The 16,538-nt window shown below is 65.2% G+C and carries 17 protein-coding genes and 4 tRNA genes; 5 read left to right on the top strand and 16 right to left on the bottom strand.

Translation table 11 applies throughout. The features are described from left to right. The first annotated feature begins 70 nt into the window (after positions 1–70). Positions 71–409: a DUF2325 domain-containing protein gene (locus tag EV669_RS02675; RefSeq protein ID WP_404810831.1), complete on the top strand. Its 339-nt coding sequence runs from the start codon at positions 71–73 to the stop codon at positions 407–409. A 67-nt stretch (positions 410–476) separates the two neighbouring features. Here EV669_RS02675 and radA read toward each other — a convergent pair whose 3' ends face one another. Genes radA through hpnC form a run of 6 tightly spaced genes read right to left on the bottom strand, consistent with a single transcriptional unit; the run spans position 477 to position 6,114 of the window. Further along, positions 477–1,841 (bottom strand): DNA repair protein RadA, encoded by a 1,365-nt coding sequence (radA, locus tag EV669_RS02670; protein WP_055433601.1) that lies wholly within the window; start codon positions 1,839–1,841, stop codon positions 477–479. Between the two features lie 18 nt (positions 1,842–1,859). Beyond that, complete coding sequence (locus tag EV669_RS02665; RefSeq protein ID WP_054287095.1) at positions 1,860–2,378, bottom strand: hypothetical protein; 519 nt, start codon at positions 2,376–2,378, stop codon at positions 1,860–1,862. A gap of 20 nt (positions 2,379–2,398) precedes the next feature. Continuing rightward, a complete protein-coding gene (locus EV669_RS02660) occupies positions 2,399–3,157 on the bottom strand; it encodes an SDR family oxidoreductase (RefSeq protein ID WP_132097810.1) in 759 nt (252 codons plus the stop codon). Positions 3,158–3,159: 2 nt separating this feature from the next. Continuing rightward, a complete protein-coding gene (gene hpnE, locus EV669_RS02655) occupies positions 3,160–4,431 on the bottom strand; it encodes a hydroxysqualene dehydroxylase HpnE (protein WP_132097809.1) in 1,272 nt (423 codons plus the stop codon). Then, a complete protein-coding gene (gene hpnD / locus EV669_RS02650) occupies positions 4,428–5,273 on the bottom strand; it encodes a presqualene diphosphate synthase HpnD (RefSeq protein ID WP_054287100.1) in 846 nt (281 codons plus the stop codon). Before hpnD ends, hpnE begins: the two co-directional genes overlap by 4 nt. 28 nt (positions 5,274–5,301) lie before the next feature. Further along, a complete protein-coding gene (gene hpnC, locus EV669_RS02645; RefSeq protein ID WP_132097808.1) occupies positions 5,302–6,114 on the bottom strand; it encodes a squalene synthase HpnC in 813 nt (270 codons plus the stop codon). A gap of 127 nt (positions 6,115–6,241) precedes the next feature. Between hpnC and EV669_RS02640 the strand changes: the two genes are divergently transcribed. The 4 genes from EV669_RS02640 (at position 6,242) to EV669_RS02625 (ending at position 6,633) form a co-directional block, all read left to right on the top strand. Continuing rightward, positions 6,242–6,317 (top strand) — tRNA-Ala (locus EV669_RS02640). Positions 6,318–6,365: 48 nt separating this feature from the next. Further along, positions 6,366–6,441: transfer RNA gene (locus EV669_RS02635), tRNA-Glu, on the top strand. An 11-nt stretch (positions 6,442–6,452) separates the two neighbouring features. After that, positions 6,453–6,528 (top strand) — tRNA-Ala (locus tag EV669_RS02630). Positions 6,529–6,557: 29 nt separating this feature from the next. Further along, positions 6,558–6,633, top strand: a tRNA-Glu gene (locus EV669_RS02625). Between the two features lie 104 nt (positions 6,634–6,737). Here the strand turns inward: EV669_RS02625 and EV669_RS02620 are convergent. The 10 genes from EV669_RS02620 to EV669_RS02575 all read right to left on the bottom strand — a co-directional run bounded on the left by EV669_RS02620 (position 6,738) and on the right by EV669_RS02575 (position 16,500). After that, positions 6,738–7,067 carry a four-helix bundle copper-binding protein gene (locus EV669_RS02620; RefSeq protein WP_054287187.1) on the bottom strand — a complete coding sequence of 110 codons (330 nt, stop codon included), beginning with the start codon at positions 7,065–7,067 and terminating at the stop codon, positions 6,738–6,740. Positions 7,068–7,159: 92 nt separating this feature from the next. Beyond that, entirely contained in the window at positions 7,160–7,855 is a 696-nt protein-coding gene (locus EV669_RS02615) for a Crp/Fnr family transcriptional regulator (RefSeq protein ID WP_054287188.1), read from the bottom strand. A gap of 96 nt (positions 7,856–7,951) precedes the next feature. Next, positions 7,952–9,496, bottom strand: coding sequence for a nitrite reductase (locus EV669_RS02610; RefSeq protein ID WP_132097807.1), 1,545 nt, complete (start codon positions 9,494–9,496; stop codon positions 7,952–7,954). Continuing rightward, positions 9,493–10,707 (bottom strand): heme d1 biosynthesis radical SAM protein NirJ, encoded by a 1,215-nt coding sequence (gene nirJ, locus EV669_RS02605; protein ID WP_132097806.1) that lies wholly within the window; start codon positions 10,705–10,707, stop codon positions 9,493–9,495. Before nirJ ends, EV669_RS02610 begins: the two co-directional genes overlap by 4 nt. A 116-nt stretch (positions 10,708–10,823) precedes the next feature. Next, positions 10,824–11,798: a siroheme decarboxylase subunit beta gene (ahbB, locus tag EV669_RS02600; RefSeq protein ID WP_132097805.1), complete on the bottom strand. Its 975-nt coding sequence runs from the start codon at positions 11,796–11,798 to the stop codon at positions 10,824–10,826. After that, the gene (gene ahbB / locus EV669_RS02595) at positions 11,795–12,802 is read right to left on the bottom strand and encodes a siroheme decarboxylase subunit beta (RefSeq protein WP_132097804.1); all 1,008 of its coding nucleotides are present in this window, start codon (positions 12,800–12,802) and stop codon (positions 11,795–11,797) included. Before ahbB (EV669_RS02595) ends, ahbB (EV669_RS02600) begins: the two co-directional genes overlap by 4 nt. Positions 12,803–12,804: 2 nt before the next feature. Next, a complete protein-coding gene (locus EV669_RS02590; protein ID WP_132097803.1) occupies positions 12,805–14,013 on the bottom strand; it encodes a cytochrome D1 domain-containing protein in 1,209 nt (402 codons plus the stop codon). Continuing rightward, positions 14,010–14,357: a c-type cytochrome gene (locus tag EV669_RS02585; protein ID WP_132097802.1), complete on the bottom strand. Its 348-nt coding sequence runs from the start codon at positions 14,355–14,357 to the stop codon at positions 14,010–14,012. Before EV669_RS02585 ends, EV669_RS02590 begins: the two co-directional genes overlap by 4 nt. Before the next feature lie 55 nt (positions 14,358–14,412). Continuing rightward, positions 14,413–14,727 carry a c-type cytochrome gene (locus EV669_RS02580; RefSeq protein ID WP_054287194.1) on the bottom strand — a complete coding sequence of 105 codons (315 nt, stop codon included), beginning with the start codon at positions 14,725–14,727 and terminating at the stop codon, positions 14,413–14,415. A gap of 54 nt (positions 14,728–14,781) precedes the next feature. Further along, positions 14,782–16,500: a nitrite reductase gene (locus EV669_RS02575; protein ID WP_318271283.1), complete on the bottom strand. Its 1,719-nt coding sequence runs from the start codon at positions 16,498–16,500 to the stop codon at positions 14,782–14,784. Positions 16,501–16,538 lie beyond the last annotated feature (38 nt).

Here is a 16,538-nt window from a genome sequence, read left to right as displayed (position 1 = left end):
CATTGCTTTTATAAATGATAGTAATTATCATTTACTAAACACTACGCAAGGAGCCTGAAACGTGAACGCCATGCTGGTAGGCGCCGACACCCTCGGCAACATCCCCGACGTACTCAACGCATATGGCATTTCCATCCATCGCCATGTCAGCGGACGCAACAGCGCCCACCAGCGCAAGCCGGACCGTCTGCCCGCCGGCACCGACCTGCTCATCCTGTTCACCGACTTCCTTGGTCACAACGTGATGAAGCATTTCCGCCAGCTGGCCTCCAGCGAAAATATCCGTTTCATTGCCTGCCGCCGCTCGGTGTGCGCCCTCAAGCAGTCGCTGACGGGCGTGGGCTTGTCCGAACGTACCCAATGCGGCAACTGTCGCCATGCCTGCCCCGGCAAACCGCGCCGCCCTTGAGCCACGGAAAGCACAACGCCCCGCAAACCGGGGCGTTGTGCTTTCTATACAGGGGCTGGCGTGGGTATCAGACAGAACGGCAATACTCAACGGCTTCGGCCAAGGTGTCGACAGTGATCACCTCGAAGCCCTCGATCGCCTGCCGGGGGCGGTTAGCAGTGGGCACGATTGCGCGTTGGAAGCCCAGCTTGGAGGCTTCCTTCAAGCGTTCCTGCCCGCGGGTAACGGGACGTACCTCGCCTGCAAGGCCCACTTCTCCGAACACCACCATCTTCTCAGGCAGTGCGCGGTTCTTGAGCGAGGAAACGATAGCCAGCAGCACTGCAAGGTCGGCCGCAGGCTCGGTGATCTTCACCCCACCCACCGCATTGAGGAACACATCGCTGTCGAAGCAGGCAATGCCGGCATGACGGTGCAGCACGGCCAGCAACATCCCCAGGCGGTTCTGCTCCAGGCCCAGTGTCAGCCGTTTGGGCTGGAAGCCATGGGCGTCGTCTACCAGGGCCTGGATCTCCACCAGAAGCGGCCGCGTGCCCTCCTGCGTGACCAGCACGCACGAGCCAGGCACATCGTCACGATAGGAAGAAAGGAAAATCGCCGACGGGTTGGACACCCCTTTTAGGCCCCGATCGGTCATGGCAAAGACGCCTAGCTCGTTGACGGCCCCAAAGCGGTTCTTGATCGCCCGGATCATGCGATAGCTGGAGTGGGCCTCGCCTTCGAAATACAGCACGGTGTCCACCATGTGCTCCAGCACGCGGGGCCCGGCCAAGGAGCCTTCCTTGGTGACATGGCCCACCAGCAGGATGGTGGTGCCCGTCTGCTTGGCCATCCGCGTCAGCCGGGCAGCACACTCGCGCACTTGCGACACCGAGCCCGGTGCCGATGTCACCTGCTCGGTATAGAGGGTCTGGATCGAGTCGATGACAGCCACTTCCGGCGCCTCATCCCGTAACGTGGAGAGGATGGTCTCCAGTCGGATTTCAGCCAGCAGCTTCACGCTACGCGTGTCCACCGCCAGTCGGGAAGCCCGTAGGGCGATCTGCTGTGGCGACTCCTCGCCGGAGACATAGAGCACCGACTGCGTCAGCCCCATGGTGGACAGGGCCTGCAAGAGCAGCGTGGACTTGCCGATGCCGGGGTCGCCCCCGATCAGCACCACAGACCCGCGCACCAAGCCCCCGCCCAGCACCCGGTCAAGTTCGTCGATACCCGAAGGGTCGCGCGGCAGTTCCTGCGCCTGTACATCGGCCAGTCGCTGCACCGGCACGGCCTGTGCAGCCCACGCCTGAAAGCGCGGACTGGCCGCGGCCGGCACCACTTGGGTTTCAGTGAGGGTGTTCCAAGCCTGGCAATGGGGGCACTGGCCCTGCCATTTCGGGGTCTGGCCACCACATTCGCTGCAGGTGTAGACGGTACGGGTTTTCGCCATGCAATGGTGGGGCAAGCCTCAACCGGAAGCGCCGGGCTTGCTGTTCAGTTCGTTGATGATGTTGAGCAATCGCTTCTGATCGGCTTCCCCGGGCGGCTTGGCGCCCTCGGGGCGCTGACGCAGTGCACGCATCACCGCTTCCACCTGCGGATCGTTCTGCGCGGCCTTGTCGGCTTCCTCATTGGTGAGCATCTTTTGTTCCTGCTCAGCCGGCTCGGCCTGGCTGGTCTTGGCCTCCGGCTTGTGCTCGGCAGCAGGGGCAGAGCTGTCGGTCCCTGCCCCGGCCACGTCATGCGGCGGGTGCATGGTGTCCAGCTTCTGCTTGACCATGTACTCGTGCATCTCGCGCCAGCCTGCGTACACTTGGGCCTTGTCGGCCTCCGGGTTGCGCAGATAGCACTCCTCCAGCGAGCGGCCGGTCTGGCGGCACGCTGCACCGATGGCCTTGTTCGACTCCTTGGCCAGCCCGGTCACATTGTTGAACCAGTTGCAACCCGCTAGAAGGACCAGCATGGGCAAGAGGAAGTAGGCACGCATCGCGGCAGGCTCCGGATCGGTCAGGTCAGCGCCGGGCGCAGGTCAAGTTCGATGCGCTGGCCGCTCTGCCCGCGGCTGGCATCGCTCATCCAGTAAAGGAAGTGCGGCATCAGGTCGGACAGGGCACCACGCTCGGTCTTGGCTTCGCCCGGATGGGTACGGTTGCGCTGGGGCGAGTTGACGGGGCCCGGCACCAGCAGGTTCACGCGCAGGTTGGGGTATACGTCCCACTCGCTGGCAGCCACCACCGAGAGGTAGGCCAGGCCGGACTTGGACGCACCAAAGCCGCCCCAGAAGGGGCCCGGATGCTGTCCGTGCGTCTCTCCGACGAACACAACCGAGGCATCGGGCGACTCGCGCAGCAGTGGCAGGCAGGCCCGGGTGAGCGCAAACGGTGCCACGGTGTTGACGCGGTACTGGTTCATCCATTCGTCGATCGTCTGGTTGGCCAAAGGCGAAAGCGCATAGAAATGCGAGGCGGCATGAACGATGCCGTCCAGTCGGTCGCATGTCTGCTTGATCTGGAAGGCCAGTGCGTTGAATTCGTCGTCCGTTGCCTTCAGCAGATCCAGCGGAATGGCAGCCGGTTCGGCCCCCCCTGCGGCGACGATCTCGTCGTAGACCTTTTCCAGGCCCTTCACGCTGCGGGCGAGCAGCACCACGGTGGCGCCATGGCGGGCAAAGGTAAGGGCCGCCTCGCGGCCGATACCCTGGGAAGCGCCCGTCACCAGAATGACGCGGCCGGCCAGGCAATCGCTGGCAAAATCTTGTTTGTTCATCGTTATATGGGTTTCCCGTCCTGCAAACACGCATGCGCGGCGGCGACTCCGCTCCGGACCGCGCCTTCCAGCGTGGCGGGGTAGCCGGTATCGGTCCAGTCCCCTGCCACATACAACCATTTTACGTCCAACCGCGGCCCGGGGCGCGACATTCCTGGACGGGCGGCAAAGGTGGCCCGCTTTTCCACCACAATTCTGCTGTGCGCGGGTGGCTTAAGGGGCCGACCGGCCAGCCGCGCGACCTCATCCGCCACACGGGCTACCAGCGCCTCGCGTCCTTCGGCCAAGGGGTCATTGGCCGGCGCACTGATCACTGCAGCCACCAGCCCCGGCTCGCCGGTCAGCGCCGCCCGGTCGAACACCCAGTCGGCCACGCCACCGGCCACGCCGCACATGGGTGCCGGAAGGGGCACCGGCCCGGGATAATGGAGGTACACCGTGTATATCGGCTGATAGTCGAAAGAATGAAGGGCCGGCAGGAGATTTTCCGGCAGCAGGCCACGGGCATGGTAAGGCGCCACCGCGACGATGGCGGCATCGAAGCACTCGCCATCGACGGTAACGCCCGTTTTTGCGGGCACCAGCGAACGCACCCGATGAGCTGCCCGCAAGGAGGCGCCCTGCCCCGCCAGCCACTGCCAGGCGGGGGCGGGGAACAGGCTGGACAGGTTGGCCGAAGGCAGCAGCAGGTCACTGGCGGCCCGATCAGCGCCGAGCGAGTCGCGCAGCACATGCGCCAAAATCTGCATGGAGGCGAGCGCGGGCGGTGTGTTGAGCGCGGACAGCACCAGCGGCTGCCAGAAATCGGCCACCAGCCGGGACGGCTGGGCGGTGGCTTGCAACCAGTCCATCACCGTCTGCGAGGCGGGCACCCGCCACTGCTGGCGCTTGAGGCGGTCGAGCGTACGCAGCAGATGCCACTTCTCCCGCCAGCTCAGGCCCCGTGCGGCCAGAAGGCCCGCCGCCAAATGCAGCGGCGCCGGCCAAGGCGGGCAGCGCATCTCCAGCCCCCCTGCCCGCAGCCATTGCATCGGCACCCGGCGCAGCAACGTCTCGGGGCTGGCACCCACTCGGCGCATCAGCTCCAGACAGGCTTCGTAGGCACCGATGAGGATGTGCTGGCCGTTGTCGAGCCCCCCCTCGTCCAAGGCGCGTGCACGGCCTCCGGGACGGCGACCCGCTTCGAACACCGTCACGTCAACCTTGCCGGCCAGCGTCACTGCCGCGGCCAGTCCGGCCCAGCCGGCGCCGATCACGGCCACGCGGCGGGTCACGGCCGGTAACCGAAGGTCCAGGTTTTCCAGGCCAGCCACAGCTTGCGGATGGGCGTGAGCGAAAGCCGCTGGTTGAGCACCTTCTCGGGGCCGTCGCGGCGGATTTCCTCCAGGGTGGCGCGATAGATCGCAGCCATCATCAGCCCAGGCCGCTGTGCCTTGCGGTCGGCGGGCGGCAGTTTTTCCCAGGCGGAACGGTAGTACTGGCCGGCACGTTCGATCTGGAACAGCATCAGTTCGCGGAAGGCTTGGCTTTCACGCACGTGCAGGATGTCGGCGGCCGGAACGTCGAAGCGCTGAAGCTCCTGCATCGGCAGGTAAATGCGGCCTCGACGGGCGTCCTCGCCCACATCCCGGATGATGTTGGTGAGCTGGAAGGCCAATCCGAGCTCGTGCGCAAAGGCAAGCGTGCCCGGGTCCGAGAAGCCGAAGATGCGGGCCGAGAGCTGCCCCACCACCCCGGCCACACGGTGGCAGTACACCTTCAGGTCGTCGAAAGCATCGTACCGCGCGTAAGCGATGTCCATCTCCATGCCGTCGAGCACCGCATCGATCTCTTCACGTGGCAGGGAGAAGGTGCGAATCCACGGAGCCAGGGCCCGGCCCACCGGATGCTCGGGCCGGCCTGCATACATCCGTTCCACTTCGGTGCGCCACCATGCGAGTGTGGTGCGGGCCACGCCTTCGTCGCTGCACTCGTCCACCACGTCGTCCACCTCACGGCAGAATGCGTAGAGCGCGGTGATAGCCTGGCGTTGGTCCTCGGGCAGGAAACGGAAGCTGTAGTAAAAGCTGCTGCCGCTCGCAGCGGCCTTGTCCTGGCAATATTGTTCGGGCGTCACACGCCTCTCCTCGGGGATGGCGGGCCGGTCAGCGCGCACGCAGGGCGCGCCAGACCACATAGGCCCAGTCGGACTTGGTCAGCACGGGGCGCTGCCGGAAGACGTCGCCGCCGCTGTCATGCAGTTTTTTGAGAATGCGCTCGCCACCGGCCACGATCATGCGCACCTCAAAGCCGAAGCGGCCCCGCAGGCGTAACCCCAGGGGTGCGCCTGCCTGCAACATGTTACGGGCCCGGCCAATTTCCTTGAGCATCAGCGCAGTCCAGAGACCGCCGGTGTCGCCCTCGGCAATCTGCCGTTCGGTCACGCGAAAACGCACCAGATCCTCCTGTGGCAGATAGATACGCCCCTTCTGCCAGTCTGCCTGCACGTCCTGCAGGAAATTGATCAGCTGCAGCGCGGTGCAGATGCCGTCGGACAGCGCCAGCGCACGGCTGTCACGTTCGCCGTACAGGTGCAACATCAGACGGCCGATGGGGTTGGCCGAACGCCGGCAGTAATCCACCAGCTCGGCAAAGGTTTCGTAGCGGTCTTTGAGCACATCCTGGCGGAAAGCCGAGAGCAGATCGTAAAAGGGCTCGTACGGTAGCCCATGCTCCGCGATTGCCTCACCCAGAGCACGCATCATGGCAGAGGCAGGCGTACCGCCCACCCGCAGGATATCCAGCTCTGCCTCCAGGGCAGCCAAGGCATCCAGCCGCGCCTGCGGTGCCAGATCGCCCTCGTCGGCCAGATCGTCCGCCGTCCGGGCAAAGCGGTAGATGGCATGCACCGCCCGGCGGATGGCGCGAGGCAGCAGCACGGAGCCCACAGGAAAGTTCTCGTAATGGCCGACGGACATGGAGGGTCGATCGCTATATGACGGAAGGCGGATTATACCCCAGCGTCGTGCCGGAAATATTTGCGTGCGGCCCCCTTTACACGTCAGCGGGCCCTGCCTATAATGCCCCGCACTGTGAACGCAGCACGGGGCTATAGCTCAGCTGGGAGAGCGCTTGCATGGCATGCAAGAGGTCAGCGGTTCGATCCCGCTTAGCTCCACCAAACATCCCGCTGCCGGCTTCACGGCCGACAGCACCCAGCCCGTTTACTGTCCCTATCGTCTAGAGGCCTAGGACATCGCCCTTTCACGGCGGTAACCGGGGTTCGAATCCCCGTAGGGACGCCAGTTTTCATCGTGGGGGTATAGCTCAGCTGGGAGAGCGCTTGCATGGCATGCAAGAGGTCAGCGGTTCGATCCCGCTTATCTCCACCACCCTATCCTGGCCGCAAGGCCTCAGGCCTGTCCCTATCGTCTAGAGGCCTAGGACATCGCCCTTTCACGGCGGTAACCGGGGTTCGAATCCCCGTAGGGACGCCAGACACAAGACCCTGCCATCCGGCAGGGTTTTCTGCTTTGGGGCGCGCATTGCCACCCTTTCCTCATTGCTCCCTCAATGCCCGGCAACGGGTTGGCCGAACACCTCAGGCCGCCATGCGGCGGCAGGCTTCCGCGCAGACACGACAGGCCCGGGCACAGGCTTGGCAGTGGTCGTGCTGGTGGCGACCGCACTCGTCAGCACAGGCATCGCAGATCTGGGCGCACACGCGACAAAGGTCGGTGGCAAAGCGACTGCCGGAGGCCATGAAAGCGCTGGCCAGGCGGCAGATGCGGGCACAGTCTCGGTCCAGCCGAATGCATTCGGCCATGGCCGCCACGTGCTCTTCCCCCAGACAGGCATCGGCACAGTGGTCACAAGCGTCGGCGCAGGCATTGCAGGCTTCGATACAGTCGGCGTGTTCAGTATGGGACATCGGCTTTCTCCTTTGCATATCAATGATGATGCCGCCCGCCAGGCGCGGCCGGCTGGAGAAAGCGAGCAGTTTATATGCCCGTGGGGGGTATTCTACCGACCGTTCTGGGCACCGTAGCCCGCTAGCAGGCGCGGGTTGATGAGAATGATCTCCCGTCCGTTGACCGAGATCAGCCCGGCCTCGCTCAGCTGGTGCAGCACCCGTGAAAAGGTTTCCGGCGTCAGGTTGAGCCGAGAGGCGATCAGGTTCTTGTTAACGGGCAGGCTGACCACATGTCCCACGCCTTCCTCTCCCCCCTCGTCGTTCTGGAGGAGATAGCCGATGACGCGCTGGATGGCATTCTCCACCGAGTAGCGTTCCACATCCCGCACCAGTCCATGCAGTCGCTGACTGAGCCCGGACAAAAGACGACAGGCGAATACCGGGTCGCGGTGGATGGCAGCGATGATGGAGTCGGACGCCACATGCAGTAGCAGGCTGTCCTCAAGCAGTTGCGCCATGACCGGATAACGCTGACCGAGGAACATCACCGCCTCGGCAAAGCTCTGGCCCGGATTGATGATCTCGATCACCTTCTCGGCCCCTTGGCTGGAGGTGATGGCCAGCTTGACCCGGCCGTAAACGACCAGATACATGCCGTCGCAGACATCTCCACGCTGGAAGACCACCTGTCCTTTGATGCCGCGGACTTCCTGGGTGCTGGGCACGAGGCCTTCCAGCTGTTCGTCGGACAGCTGCTGGAACAGGGGCTGGTGTCGCAGAAAGGCGCGTATGTCGATCTGAGTCATGGCAGGGTCTCTCGCTGGGGGAAGCCAGCATAGCGGTGCGCCCGATCGGCGCCCATGCGTCGTTGGCACAGCCTAGCCTCCCCCGAAAGGAGGGGGTCAGTGGCTAGTGCCCTCCGACCGTGTCACCTTGTTGAACACGTTGTACTTGCCGATGGGCTTCATCATCGGCAGCGCAGCCACCTCACGCAGGGTTGTGGCATCCACCACCACCAGCTCTCCGGGCGTTTCCATGATGGAAACGAGCGCGTAGCGTCCATCCCGGGTGAACTCCACATGGGCGTTGGTCTTGCCCGGACGCAGCGTCAGCGTGCGGGCGACCTCCAGGGTGCGCTTGTCGATGAGCGCGAGGGTATCCTTGCGCGGGCTCATCATCGCGTCCGCCCAGGCGTAGGGGGTGTTCTCGTGGCTGCGCAGGAAGAACCCGGCTCCGGGCAGCACAATATTCTTGACCGTCTGCCAGCTTTCCATGTCCACCACCGTCAGCAGACCGCCCTTGAGGTTGGGGGTGGCCATGTAGCGCCGGCCGTCGCGCACGAAGGTGATGCCAGAGCCCAAATGGGGCATGCCCGAAAGCGACAGCTCGGCCACCTTGCGCCGGATGTCGAGGTTGATCACTTGGGCGCGCCCCTCGCGCGAGGCGCCGATAACATGCCGGTAGGAGGGATCGAAGAAGAAGTCGTCCAGCACCAGCTCCAGCGGGGTCACGCGCGGATTGAGGTAGCCGGGGACGGCAATGCCCTCACCCATCTTGTAGTCGTGTACATACCCCGGATAGATCGGCTCTGCCGCTGGGTCGTACGAGATTTCCCACAGTTCGGGCACGTCCTTGAGCGCCACCACGAAGCTCTTGCGCGGCGGGGCGTCATACACCGCCGACACCCGGGACACGCGGCCTTCTCGGTCGCGCACCGGCAACGTCCTGACGGGTCGCAGGCCGTTCGCGTCCAGCAGCACCAACGTTTCGGGCAGGGTATTGCCGACGAGCACCCAGCGGCCGTCGGAGGAGACGGCCAAGTTACGGGTGTTAAGGCCCACCCGCACGTCGGCCACCACCTGCAGGCTGTATAGGTCGTACTGTGTCACCCAGCCGTCGCGGCTGGCAAAGTACACGAAGCGCCCGTCGGGCGAGAACTTGGGGCCGCCATGCAGCGCAAAGTGGCTGGCAAATCGGGCGACCGGGCGGAAGCGGTCTCCATCGAGCACAGTGACATGGTGGTCACCCGCCTCGACCACCACGAACAGGTTCTGCGGGTTGGCCGAATGCACAGGCCGCGGCGGCAGCCGGGCCGGGTCGACCAGCAGCCGGTAGGAAGCGGCCATGTCCGCCGCACTCCAGTCCGGCAGGGAGGACGGAGGCACGGCCAGGTAGCCCGCCAGAGCGCGGATGTCCTCATCCGATAGTGTGCCGGCAAACCCGGCCATCTGGGTCGCGGGCCGACCGTTGCGGATGACGGACTCCACCTCCGCGGGACGCAGGCGCTCCAGACTCTGCGGCAACAGCGCAGGTGCCATTGCGCCCATGCGACCGGGGCCGTGGCAAGCCTGGCAGTGGGTGTCGTACAGCGTGGCCGGGTTGGCCGAAAGCGCCGGCGGGGCGCACAAAGCCATGAACAGAAGGCCAGCGGCCAACAGCGGCTTCATGCGCGATCCTCCGTGTGCACGCGCCGTACCGGCTGCCAGGCAGTCAGCGCCGGCAACGCATGGCTGCCGGCCTCGACGCCGATCTCGGCATCGGTAAGGTAGCATGCCGGGTCTGCTGCCCAGAAGTCCCCGGTCAGCTCCCAGGCACGCACGCGGGTATTGCCGTTGCAGATTGCCAGATGCCGGCAAGCGCCGCAGCGGCCCGTCACCGGCCGCGGCCGGGTCTTGAGGCCGTCCATGAGCGGATGCGACCGATCCTGCCAGATGCTGGAGAAGGGCCGCTCGCGGACATTGCCCAAGGTAACCTTCCACCACATCGTGTCCGGGTGCACATTGCCGAGGTTGTCGATGTTGGCCACGTTGACGCCGCTGGCATTGCCGCCCCAATCCGCTAGCCTCGATGCCAGCACGGGCACCGCCTCCGGATGGTGGCGAGCCGCCCACTGCAGCAGGTAGACCCCATCGGCGTCGTTGTTGCCGGTGACGAACTCCTTGGGGCATCCGGCGCGCAGATGCAGCAGACAGGCTTCGATCAGCAGGTCCATCGCCCAGCGGGTGCGGGCATGGCGGGCATCGGTGTCCCGATGCTTGTTGCCACGCCCGGCATAGTTCAGGTGCGAGAAATAGAACTTGTCGATCCCCTCGTCCGCCACCAGCTGCAACAGAGCCGGCAGGTCGGCCGCGTTGTCCTCGGTCATGGTGTAGCGTACGCCCACCTTCAGCCCGGCGTCGCGGCACAGGCGGATGCCTTCCAGCGCCCGATCAAAGGCGCCGTCAAGCTGGCGAAAGCGATCATGAGTGGCGCCGATGCCGTCAAGGCTGACCCCAACGTAGTCGAAGCCCACCTCGGCGATGCGGTTGACATTGGCAGGCTCGATCAGGGTGCCGTTGCTCGATAGCCCCACGTAGAAGCCCAGCGCCTTGGCGCGCAGGCCAATGCGGAAGATGTCGGGGCGCAGCAGCGGCTCTCCACCGGACAGGATCAGCACCGGCACTCCGAAGGCCTTCAGATCGTCCATCACCGCGAACACTTCATCCGTGGAGAGTTCGCCCGGAAAGTCCTTGTCGGCGGAAATGGAGTAGCAATGCTTGCATGTCAGGTTGCAGCGGCGCACCAGGTTCCAGATGACCACCGGGCCGGAGGGTCTGCGTGCCGGATGCCCCGGCATCGGGGAAACGATCTGTTGCAGATACTGGGTCAATCGCAGCATGGCAGAGTCCTGTTCGGAAGACGGGCCCATTTGAAACGCCCCGGGTAGGTGGCCTCCTTGACCCGAATCAACCCGATCCGGTCCGGTCGCGGTAGCTGCAAGCGGTTTGCGTCAGGTCAGATCCGCAGGCCGGTCTTCTTGAGGATACGGCTGGAGAACAGCACCGCATGGTCTCGGCACGCCTCACCCATTCCTGTACGCAGGCGCGCCACCTCTGCGCAAACCGCCTCACGGCTGTCGCCGTGCAGCATCGCAAACAGGTTGTAACGCCACAGCGGTAGCCGGCGTGGCCGACGGTAACAGTGGCTGACGGCCGGCATCGCCCCAAGCGCCTCGCCAAGGCGGTCCACGGCGCCCTCCTCCACGTCGAACACCGCCATACCGTTGGCGGTATACCCGATGGCGTAGTGGTTGGGCACCGCACCGATACGGCGAAAAACCCCCGAATCGAGCAACCGGGAAAGCCGTGCCAGCACGACGGACTCCTCCAGCCCGGTGAGCCGTGCCACTTCGGCATAAGGGGCGGGCACCAGGGGCAGCCCGGCCTGAACGGCCCGTACCAGTGCACGGTCTGCCGTCTCCAGCGGGCACGGCTGTGCCAGTGGGCGATGCCGGCCCTGTCCGACCGGTGCTGTTCCCCCCACAGTGAAGCGCATGCCGACGAAGTACTCGCGCTCCTTGGGAAAGGCATACACCGGTAGGGCGGTATGCCTTTCGATCGTGGCGATGGCTTCGCCGATGCCTTCAGGCTGCTCGGTGGCCAGCACGAACCACATGTTGAGTGCATGCTCACGACGGTAGTTGTGCGCCACCGCTGGCAGGGCGTTGACCTGCGCGGCCACCGCCTCATAGCGCGGCTCTGGCACCGACAGGGCCGCCAGCACGAACGCCCCTCCCAGCCGCTCCACCTGCACCAGCGGGCCGAAACGCGTCAGCACCCGGCGCGACAGCAGTGCCTGTAACGTGGTGATCAGCCTGTCCTCATCCAGACCCAACGCGCGGCCGGCCGCCTCAAAAGGACGTGCCACCAGCGGAAACCCTTCCTGCAGGTGGTCCACCACCAAGCGTTCGGTATCGCTCAGGCCGTTCATGCCGGGCTCCAGTGGTAACGCGCACCGCGCTGGGTGTAGCGATGGGTGGAAAGCAGCACGGCATGCGGTATGCCGGTGAGGCCGCAGCGCTGGCGCACTGTCTCCACCGTGGCGTGGAGGTGGGCCGGATCCCGCCCGTGCACCATGGCAAACAGGGTGTAGGGCCAGTCTGGCGGACGGGCCGGACGCGCATAGCAGAGGTTCACCGCCGGATCGGCAGCCAGACGTTGGCCGAAGTGATCCAGTGCGTCGGCAGGTATTTGCCAAACGCACATCGCGTTGGCACGAAAGCCCAGTTCCCGGTGCCGCACGATGCACCCCAGACGGCGCACCACCCCGGTGGCCAGCCACCGCGCCAGCGTGTCGAGCACCTCACCTTCCCCCAGCCCGCACGTTTCGCCCAGCACAGCAAACGGCCTGGGCACCAGGGCCAAGCCTTCGCCCAGCGCCGACACCAGCCGCCGCTGTCCCTCGGTCAGCGCCACTGCTGCGGGTGACTGCGGCTGGCTGCGCCGTGAGGTATCGGGGTCATCGAGAAAGGAAAAGCCCAGGTCGATGTGGTATTCGCGCTCCAACGGCAGGTTCAAGGGCTTCAGTCCGGTGGATAGATGGATGCGGGCGAGCACGTCGCGGACCGCCAGGGGGGTATCGGCGGCCACCACAAACCACAGGTTGAAAGCATGGTCGCGCGCATAGTTGTGATTGACCTGTGGCAGGCTGCTCACATACGCCGCCACGCCCTCCAGCTGATCGGGAGGCACCGCCAGGGCCGCCAAGGTGCTGGCCCCGACGGTATTGGGCGCGAACACGGCCCCCACCCGCGACAGCACGCCCTCGCTCAGGGCCTGCCCCAGCAGGTCGAGCGTCTGGGTCTCGGTCAGGCCATGACGCTGCCCCAGCAGCGCGAAGGGCCGCGACACCAGCGGCAAACGCTGCTGATGGGCATCGATCAGGGCCAAGGCCACCGGAGGCAGGCAGGCGGCTTCGACAGGAAGGTTGGGCATGGCTACATCCCCATCCGCGCGGCGCGCCAAGTGAAGAAGATACCAGAAGGGTTGCGTGCGGGCAGGACGGTGCTCATCTCCAGGGTGCGTGTGTCCACCACCACCAGCCGGTCATCGTCGCGGCTGCTCAGCCACACCGCGTCGCCGCGCCCGGTGAATTCCATGTGCAGGATGCCGCGACCCGGCTTGAGCGTGCGCACCACCTGCATCGTCGGCACGTCGATCACCTGAACGGTGTCATTGTGGGGAAAAGCAAAGTTCACCCAGACGCGACGGCCGGAAGGTTCGGCCATGGCAAACACCGGCTGGCCATACACCGGAACGCGCGTCCGTTCCTGCCAGGTACGGCTGTCCGCCACCAGCACCTCGTGTCGGCCGATCGCGGGCAGGAAAGCGTACTCTCCAGCCATGGCCCAGCCCCGCAGGTGAGGCATCTTGTACACGGGCAGCTTTTCCTCACCGTGACCGTAACCGTCCAGGATGCGGCGTACGCCGGTCTCGGGGTGCCAAGTGTCCAAAAGCGCCAGCCCATCCTCTCCGTAGAGTCCGGCCAGATAGTAGCGTCCATCGCTGCTGGCCAGCCCGTCGTAGGGGTTTCGGCCAACCCCGGCGTAGCGCGTCACGACCGGGTGGCGCGGATCAGTGGCATCCGCCACCCAGATTTCGCCCGCCTCGAACAGCGAGAAAGCAAAGCGGTTGCCGGGCAGGTCCGCCAGCCCCACCACCTTGGAGGCCAGACCGCTGACAGGGTCGCGCGTCGAAATGTCCGCCAGCGGCGCCAGCGTTTCGGCATCGAAAAGCCGCACGCCGCCAGGTTCATAATTTTGGGCGACCACGATGCGACCGTCAGAAGAAATCGCGCCGCCGATACTGTTGCCGGCCTGCAGCACGCGTCCGGCCAGCCGACCGGTCAGCAGGTCCACCTTGCTCAACCCACCGTCGCGACCAAAGACGAAGGCATAGCGGGCGTCGCGCGAGAACACCACCGAGGCATGGGACAGGTCGCCCAGCCCTTCAACCCGCGCGAGGAGACGTGGAGGCTGCTGGGTGACGACCTGCACCGTACCGCTGGCCCGTTCGATCACCACCCCCAGATCGCCGGTACCGCGCAGGGTCGAGGGGGTGGCACAACCGGCCAGCAGTACCGCCAGCATGGATACCGCACTGGCCAGCAGGCGCAGGGGGGCAAAATAAGGATGACCAAGTTTCATTCGGGCGCTCCTTCACGCAGCCAGCGCACCACCGCCAGCGCTTCATCCGGGCTGAGGAATGGCCGCCACGGCGGCATGGCCGTGCCCGGCCGGCCGTCGAGAATGGTGGCCACCAGGCTCTCGTCAGGCTTGTCCACCAGCGCGGCCGGCGTCAGCGGGCTGCCCAGCCCGCCGCGAAAGGTCAGCCCGTGGCAGGAGCCGCAATCCTGCCGCACCAGATGGCGCAGGCGCACCTCCGGTACCGGCGCGGCGGCGGCCTCCACCGCCATCGTCAGAAAGACGATGCTTGCGGCCGTCAGGACCAGACAACGCACCCATACTGAACGCGCGAGCAGGTACAGCATCACAGCTCTCCTTGCACGGCCCGGACATGGCAGCCGCCACGCCGGGCCGCTGCACTCATTGCGCCAGCACCCACTTCACCAACGTGCGTACATCGGCATCGGGTACCTGCGGATTGGGGGACATCGGCACCGGGCCAAAGCTGCCCGAGCCGCCCTTCTTGACCTTGTCCACCAGCTTGTCCTCGGCGCCGGCCTGGCCCTTGTACTTGGCTGCCACGTCCTTGAACGACGGGCCCACCACCTTCTTGTCCACACTGTGGCAGGCCAGACAGTTGTACTGCTTGGCCAGCTCGGCGGGGGTGGCTGCCGCCACGTTGGCCGAAACCCCTGCGGCCGCCAGCGTGGCGAGAATTGCGAGAAGCGCTTTCATGTCGGTCTCCCGTTGGTTGGGCACCGCACCCGGACGGGTGCGGTGCGGTGGCGATCAGTACACGTCGTGCTGGGTGTTGAAGACGTTGAACTTGCCGGTGGGCGTGATCAGACGCGGATCCTTGATCACCGTCTTGAGCTTGCGGGTCTTGTCGTCCACCACCACGATGGCCGACTGCTTGTCCTTGGCGCTCCAGACCGAGAACCACACTTCATCGCCGGTCTTGTTGTACTCCGGCTGCAGCACCCGCTTGGCACCCTCGCCCAGCCCGGACCATTCGCCGATCGGCAGCGTGGCAAAGCCCTTGTCCAGATGGGCAATGTCGTATACCGCGATGCTCTGGCTGATGCCGGCCTCGGGATTGAGTGCGGTGTCCACCCACAGGTTGTGCGATTTCGGATGGGTCTTGATGAAGAGCGAGCCGCCGCCCTGTCCCTTGAGCGTGCGCACGACCTTCCACGCCTGCGCCTTGTGCTTCAGCGGGTCGGTGCCGATCAGCGTGATGCTGTCATCACCCAGGTGGCCGGTGGCCCACACCGGGCCGAACTGCGGATCGACGAAGTTGGCACCGCGGCCGGGGTGCGGCGTCTTGCCCACGTCCACCAGCGCCGCCAGCTTGTTTTCCTTGGTGTCCACCACCGCCACCTTGTTGGAGGCGTTGGCGGCCACCAGGAAGTAGCGCCCGGTGCTGTCGAAGCCGCCGTCGTGCAGGAACTTGGCAGCGTCGATGGTGGTGGTCTTGAGGTTCTTCAGGTCCGAATAGTCCACCATCATGATCTTGCCGGTTTCCTTGGCGTTGACCACGAACTCGGGCTTGAAATGCGAAGCCACAATGGAAGCGACACGCGGCTCGGGATGGTATTCGTTGTCCACGGTCATGCCGCGGGTGGCCACGATCTTCAGCGGCTTGAGGGTGTCCCCCTCCATGATCACGAACTGGGGCGGCCAGTAGGAGCCGGCCACCGCCAGCTTGTCCTCGTAGCCCTTGAACTTGGAGGTTTCCACGGAGCGGGCCTCGAGCCCGGTACGGATCTCGGCCACGTTGTCCGGTTTATCCAGCCACAGGTCGATCAGGTTGATCTTGCCATCACGGCCGATCACGTACAGGTAGCGACCCGACTTGGAAATGCGCGAGATGTGCACCGCATAGCCCGTCTTGACCACATTGATGATCTTCTTGGTGTCGCCGTCGATCAGGGCCACCTCGCCGGTGTCGCGCAGCGTGGTGGAGAAGATGTTGTCGAGGTTGTAGCCATTCATCTTGCGGGTGGGCCGTTTTTCCGGCGGGATGATCACCTTCCAGGTAGCCATCATTTCCTTCAGGCCGAACTCCGGCGGAGTGGGCGGCTCCTGCTGCACGTAGCGCGCCATCAGATCCACGTCGCTGTCGCTCATCTCGCCGGAGGTGCCCCAGTTGGGCATGCCGGCCGGACTGCCATACTTGATGAAGGTTTTGAGGTACTCGGTTCCCCGTTCCAGCGTGATATCCGGCGTCAGCGGTTTGCCAGTGGCGCCCTTGCGCAGCACGCCGTGACAGCCGGCACAGCGCTCGAAGTAGATCTGCTTGCCGCGTGCGAATTCGGCCTTGGTCATCGGCGGCGCTTTGGGGTTGAGGTTCTGATGCATCTCCTCCTTGGATAGAGGCGAACCTCCCGCCTGGTAGGCCACTTCGGGCGAGCTGCCGCTCGAGCCCACCGGTGCGGCCCAGGCTGTCATCACGGCAAGCGGCAGTGCGGCCAGCACGGCGCCCCTGGCAAGCGAGTTCATCTTCATTGCTTATGCTCCATGGTTGGATGGCGGGTGACGCACGC

It is taken from the genome of Gulbenkiania mobilis (assembly GCA_004346645.1).
In the GTDB taxonomy this organism is placed as follows: Bacteria; Pseudomonadota; Gammaproteobacteria; order Burkholderiales; family Chromobacteriaceae; genus Gulbenkiania; species Gulbenkiania mobilis.
Note: the sequence above shows the minus strand (reverse complement) of the source record. Positions and strands in the feature narration are given on the sequence as shown.

Bases quoted from the DNA above. Each gene is read 5' to 3' on its own strand.
- EV669_RS02675 (WP_404810831.1), top strand. From the start codon at position 71: ATGCTGGTAGGCGCCGACACCCTCGGCAACATCCCCGACGTACTCAAC.
- radA (WP_055433601.1), bottom strand. From the start codon at position 1,841: ATGGCGAAAACCCGTACCGTCTACACCTGCAGCGAATGTGGTGGCCAG.
- EV669_RS02665 (WP_054287095.1), bottom strand. From the start codon at position 2,378: ATGCGTGCCTACTTCCTCTTGCCCATGCTGGTCCTTCTAGCGGGTTGC.
- EV669_RS02660 (WP_132097810.1), bottom strand. From the start codon at position 3,157: ATGAACAAACAAGATTTTGCCAGCGATTGCCTGGCCGGCCGCGTCATT.
- hpnC (WP_132097808.1), bottom strand. From the start codon at position 6,114: ATGTCCGTCGGCCATTACGAGAACTTTCCTGTGGGCTCCGTGCTGCTG.
- EV669_RS02620 (WP_054287187.1), bottom strand. From the start codon at position 7,067: ATGTCCCATACTGAACACGCCGACTGTATCGAAGCCTGCAATGCCTGC.
- EV669_RS02615 (WP_054287188.1), bottom strand. From the start codon at position 7,855: ATGACTCAGATCGACATACGCGCCTTTCTGCGACACCAGCCCCTGTTC.
- EV669_RS02610 (WP_132097807.1), bottom strand. From the start codon at position 9,496: ATGAAGCCGCTGTTGGCCGCTGGCCTTCTGTTCATGGCTTTGTGCGCC.
- nirJ (WP_132097806.1), bottom strand. From the start codon at position 10,707: ATGCTGCGATTGACCCAGTATCTGCAACAGATCGTTTCCCCGATGCCG.
- ahbB (WP_132097805.1), bottom strand. From the start codon at position 11,798: ATGAACGGCCTGAGCGATACCGAACGCTTGGTGGTGGACCACCTGCAG.
- ahbB (WP_132097804.1), bottom strand. From the start codon at position 12,802: ATGCCCAACCTTCCTGTCGAAGCCGCCTGCCTGCCTCCGGTGGCCTTG.
- EV669_RS02590 (WP_132097803.1), bottom strand. From the start codon at position 14,013: ATGAAACTTGGTCATCCTTATTTTGCCCCCCTGCGCCTGCTGGCCAGT.
- EV669_RS02585 (WP_132097802.1), bottom strand. From the start codon at position 14,357: ATGCTGTACCTGCTCGCGCGTTCAGTATGGGTGCGTTGTCTGGTCCTG.
- EV669_RS02580 (WP_054287194.1), bottom strand. From the start codon at position 14,727: ATGAAAGCGCTTCTCGCAATTCTCGCCACGCTGGCGGCCGCAGGGGTT.
- EV669_RS02575 (WP_318271283.1), bottom strand. From the start codon at position 16,500: ATGAAGATGAACTCGCTTGCCAGGGGCGCCGTGCTGGCCGCACTGCCG.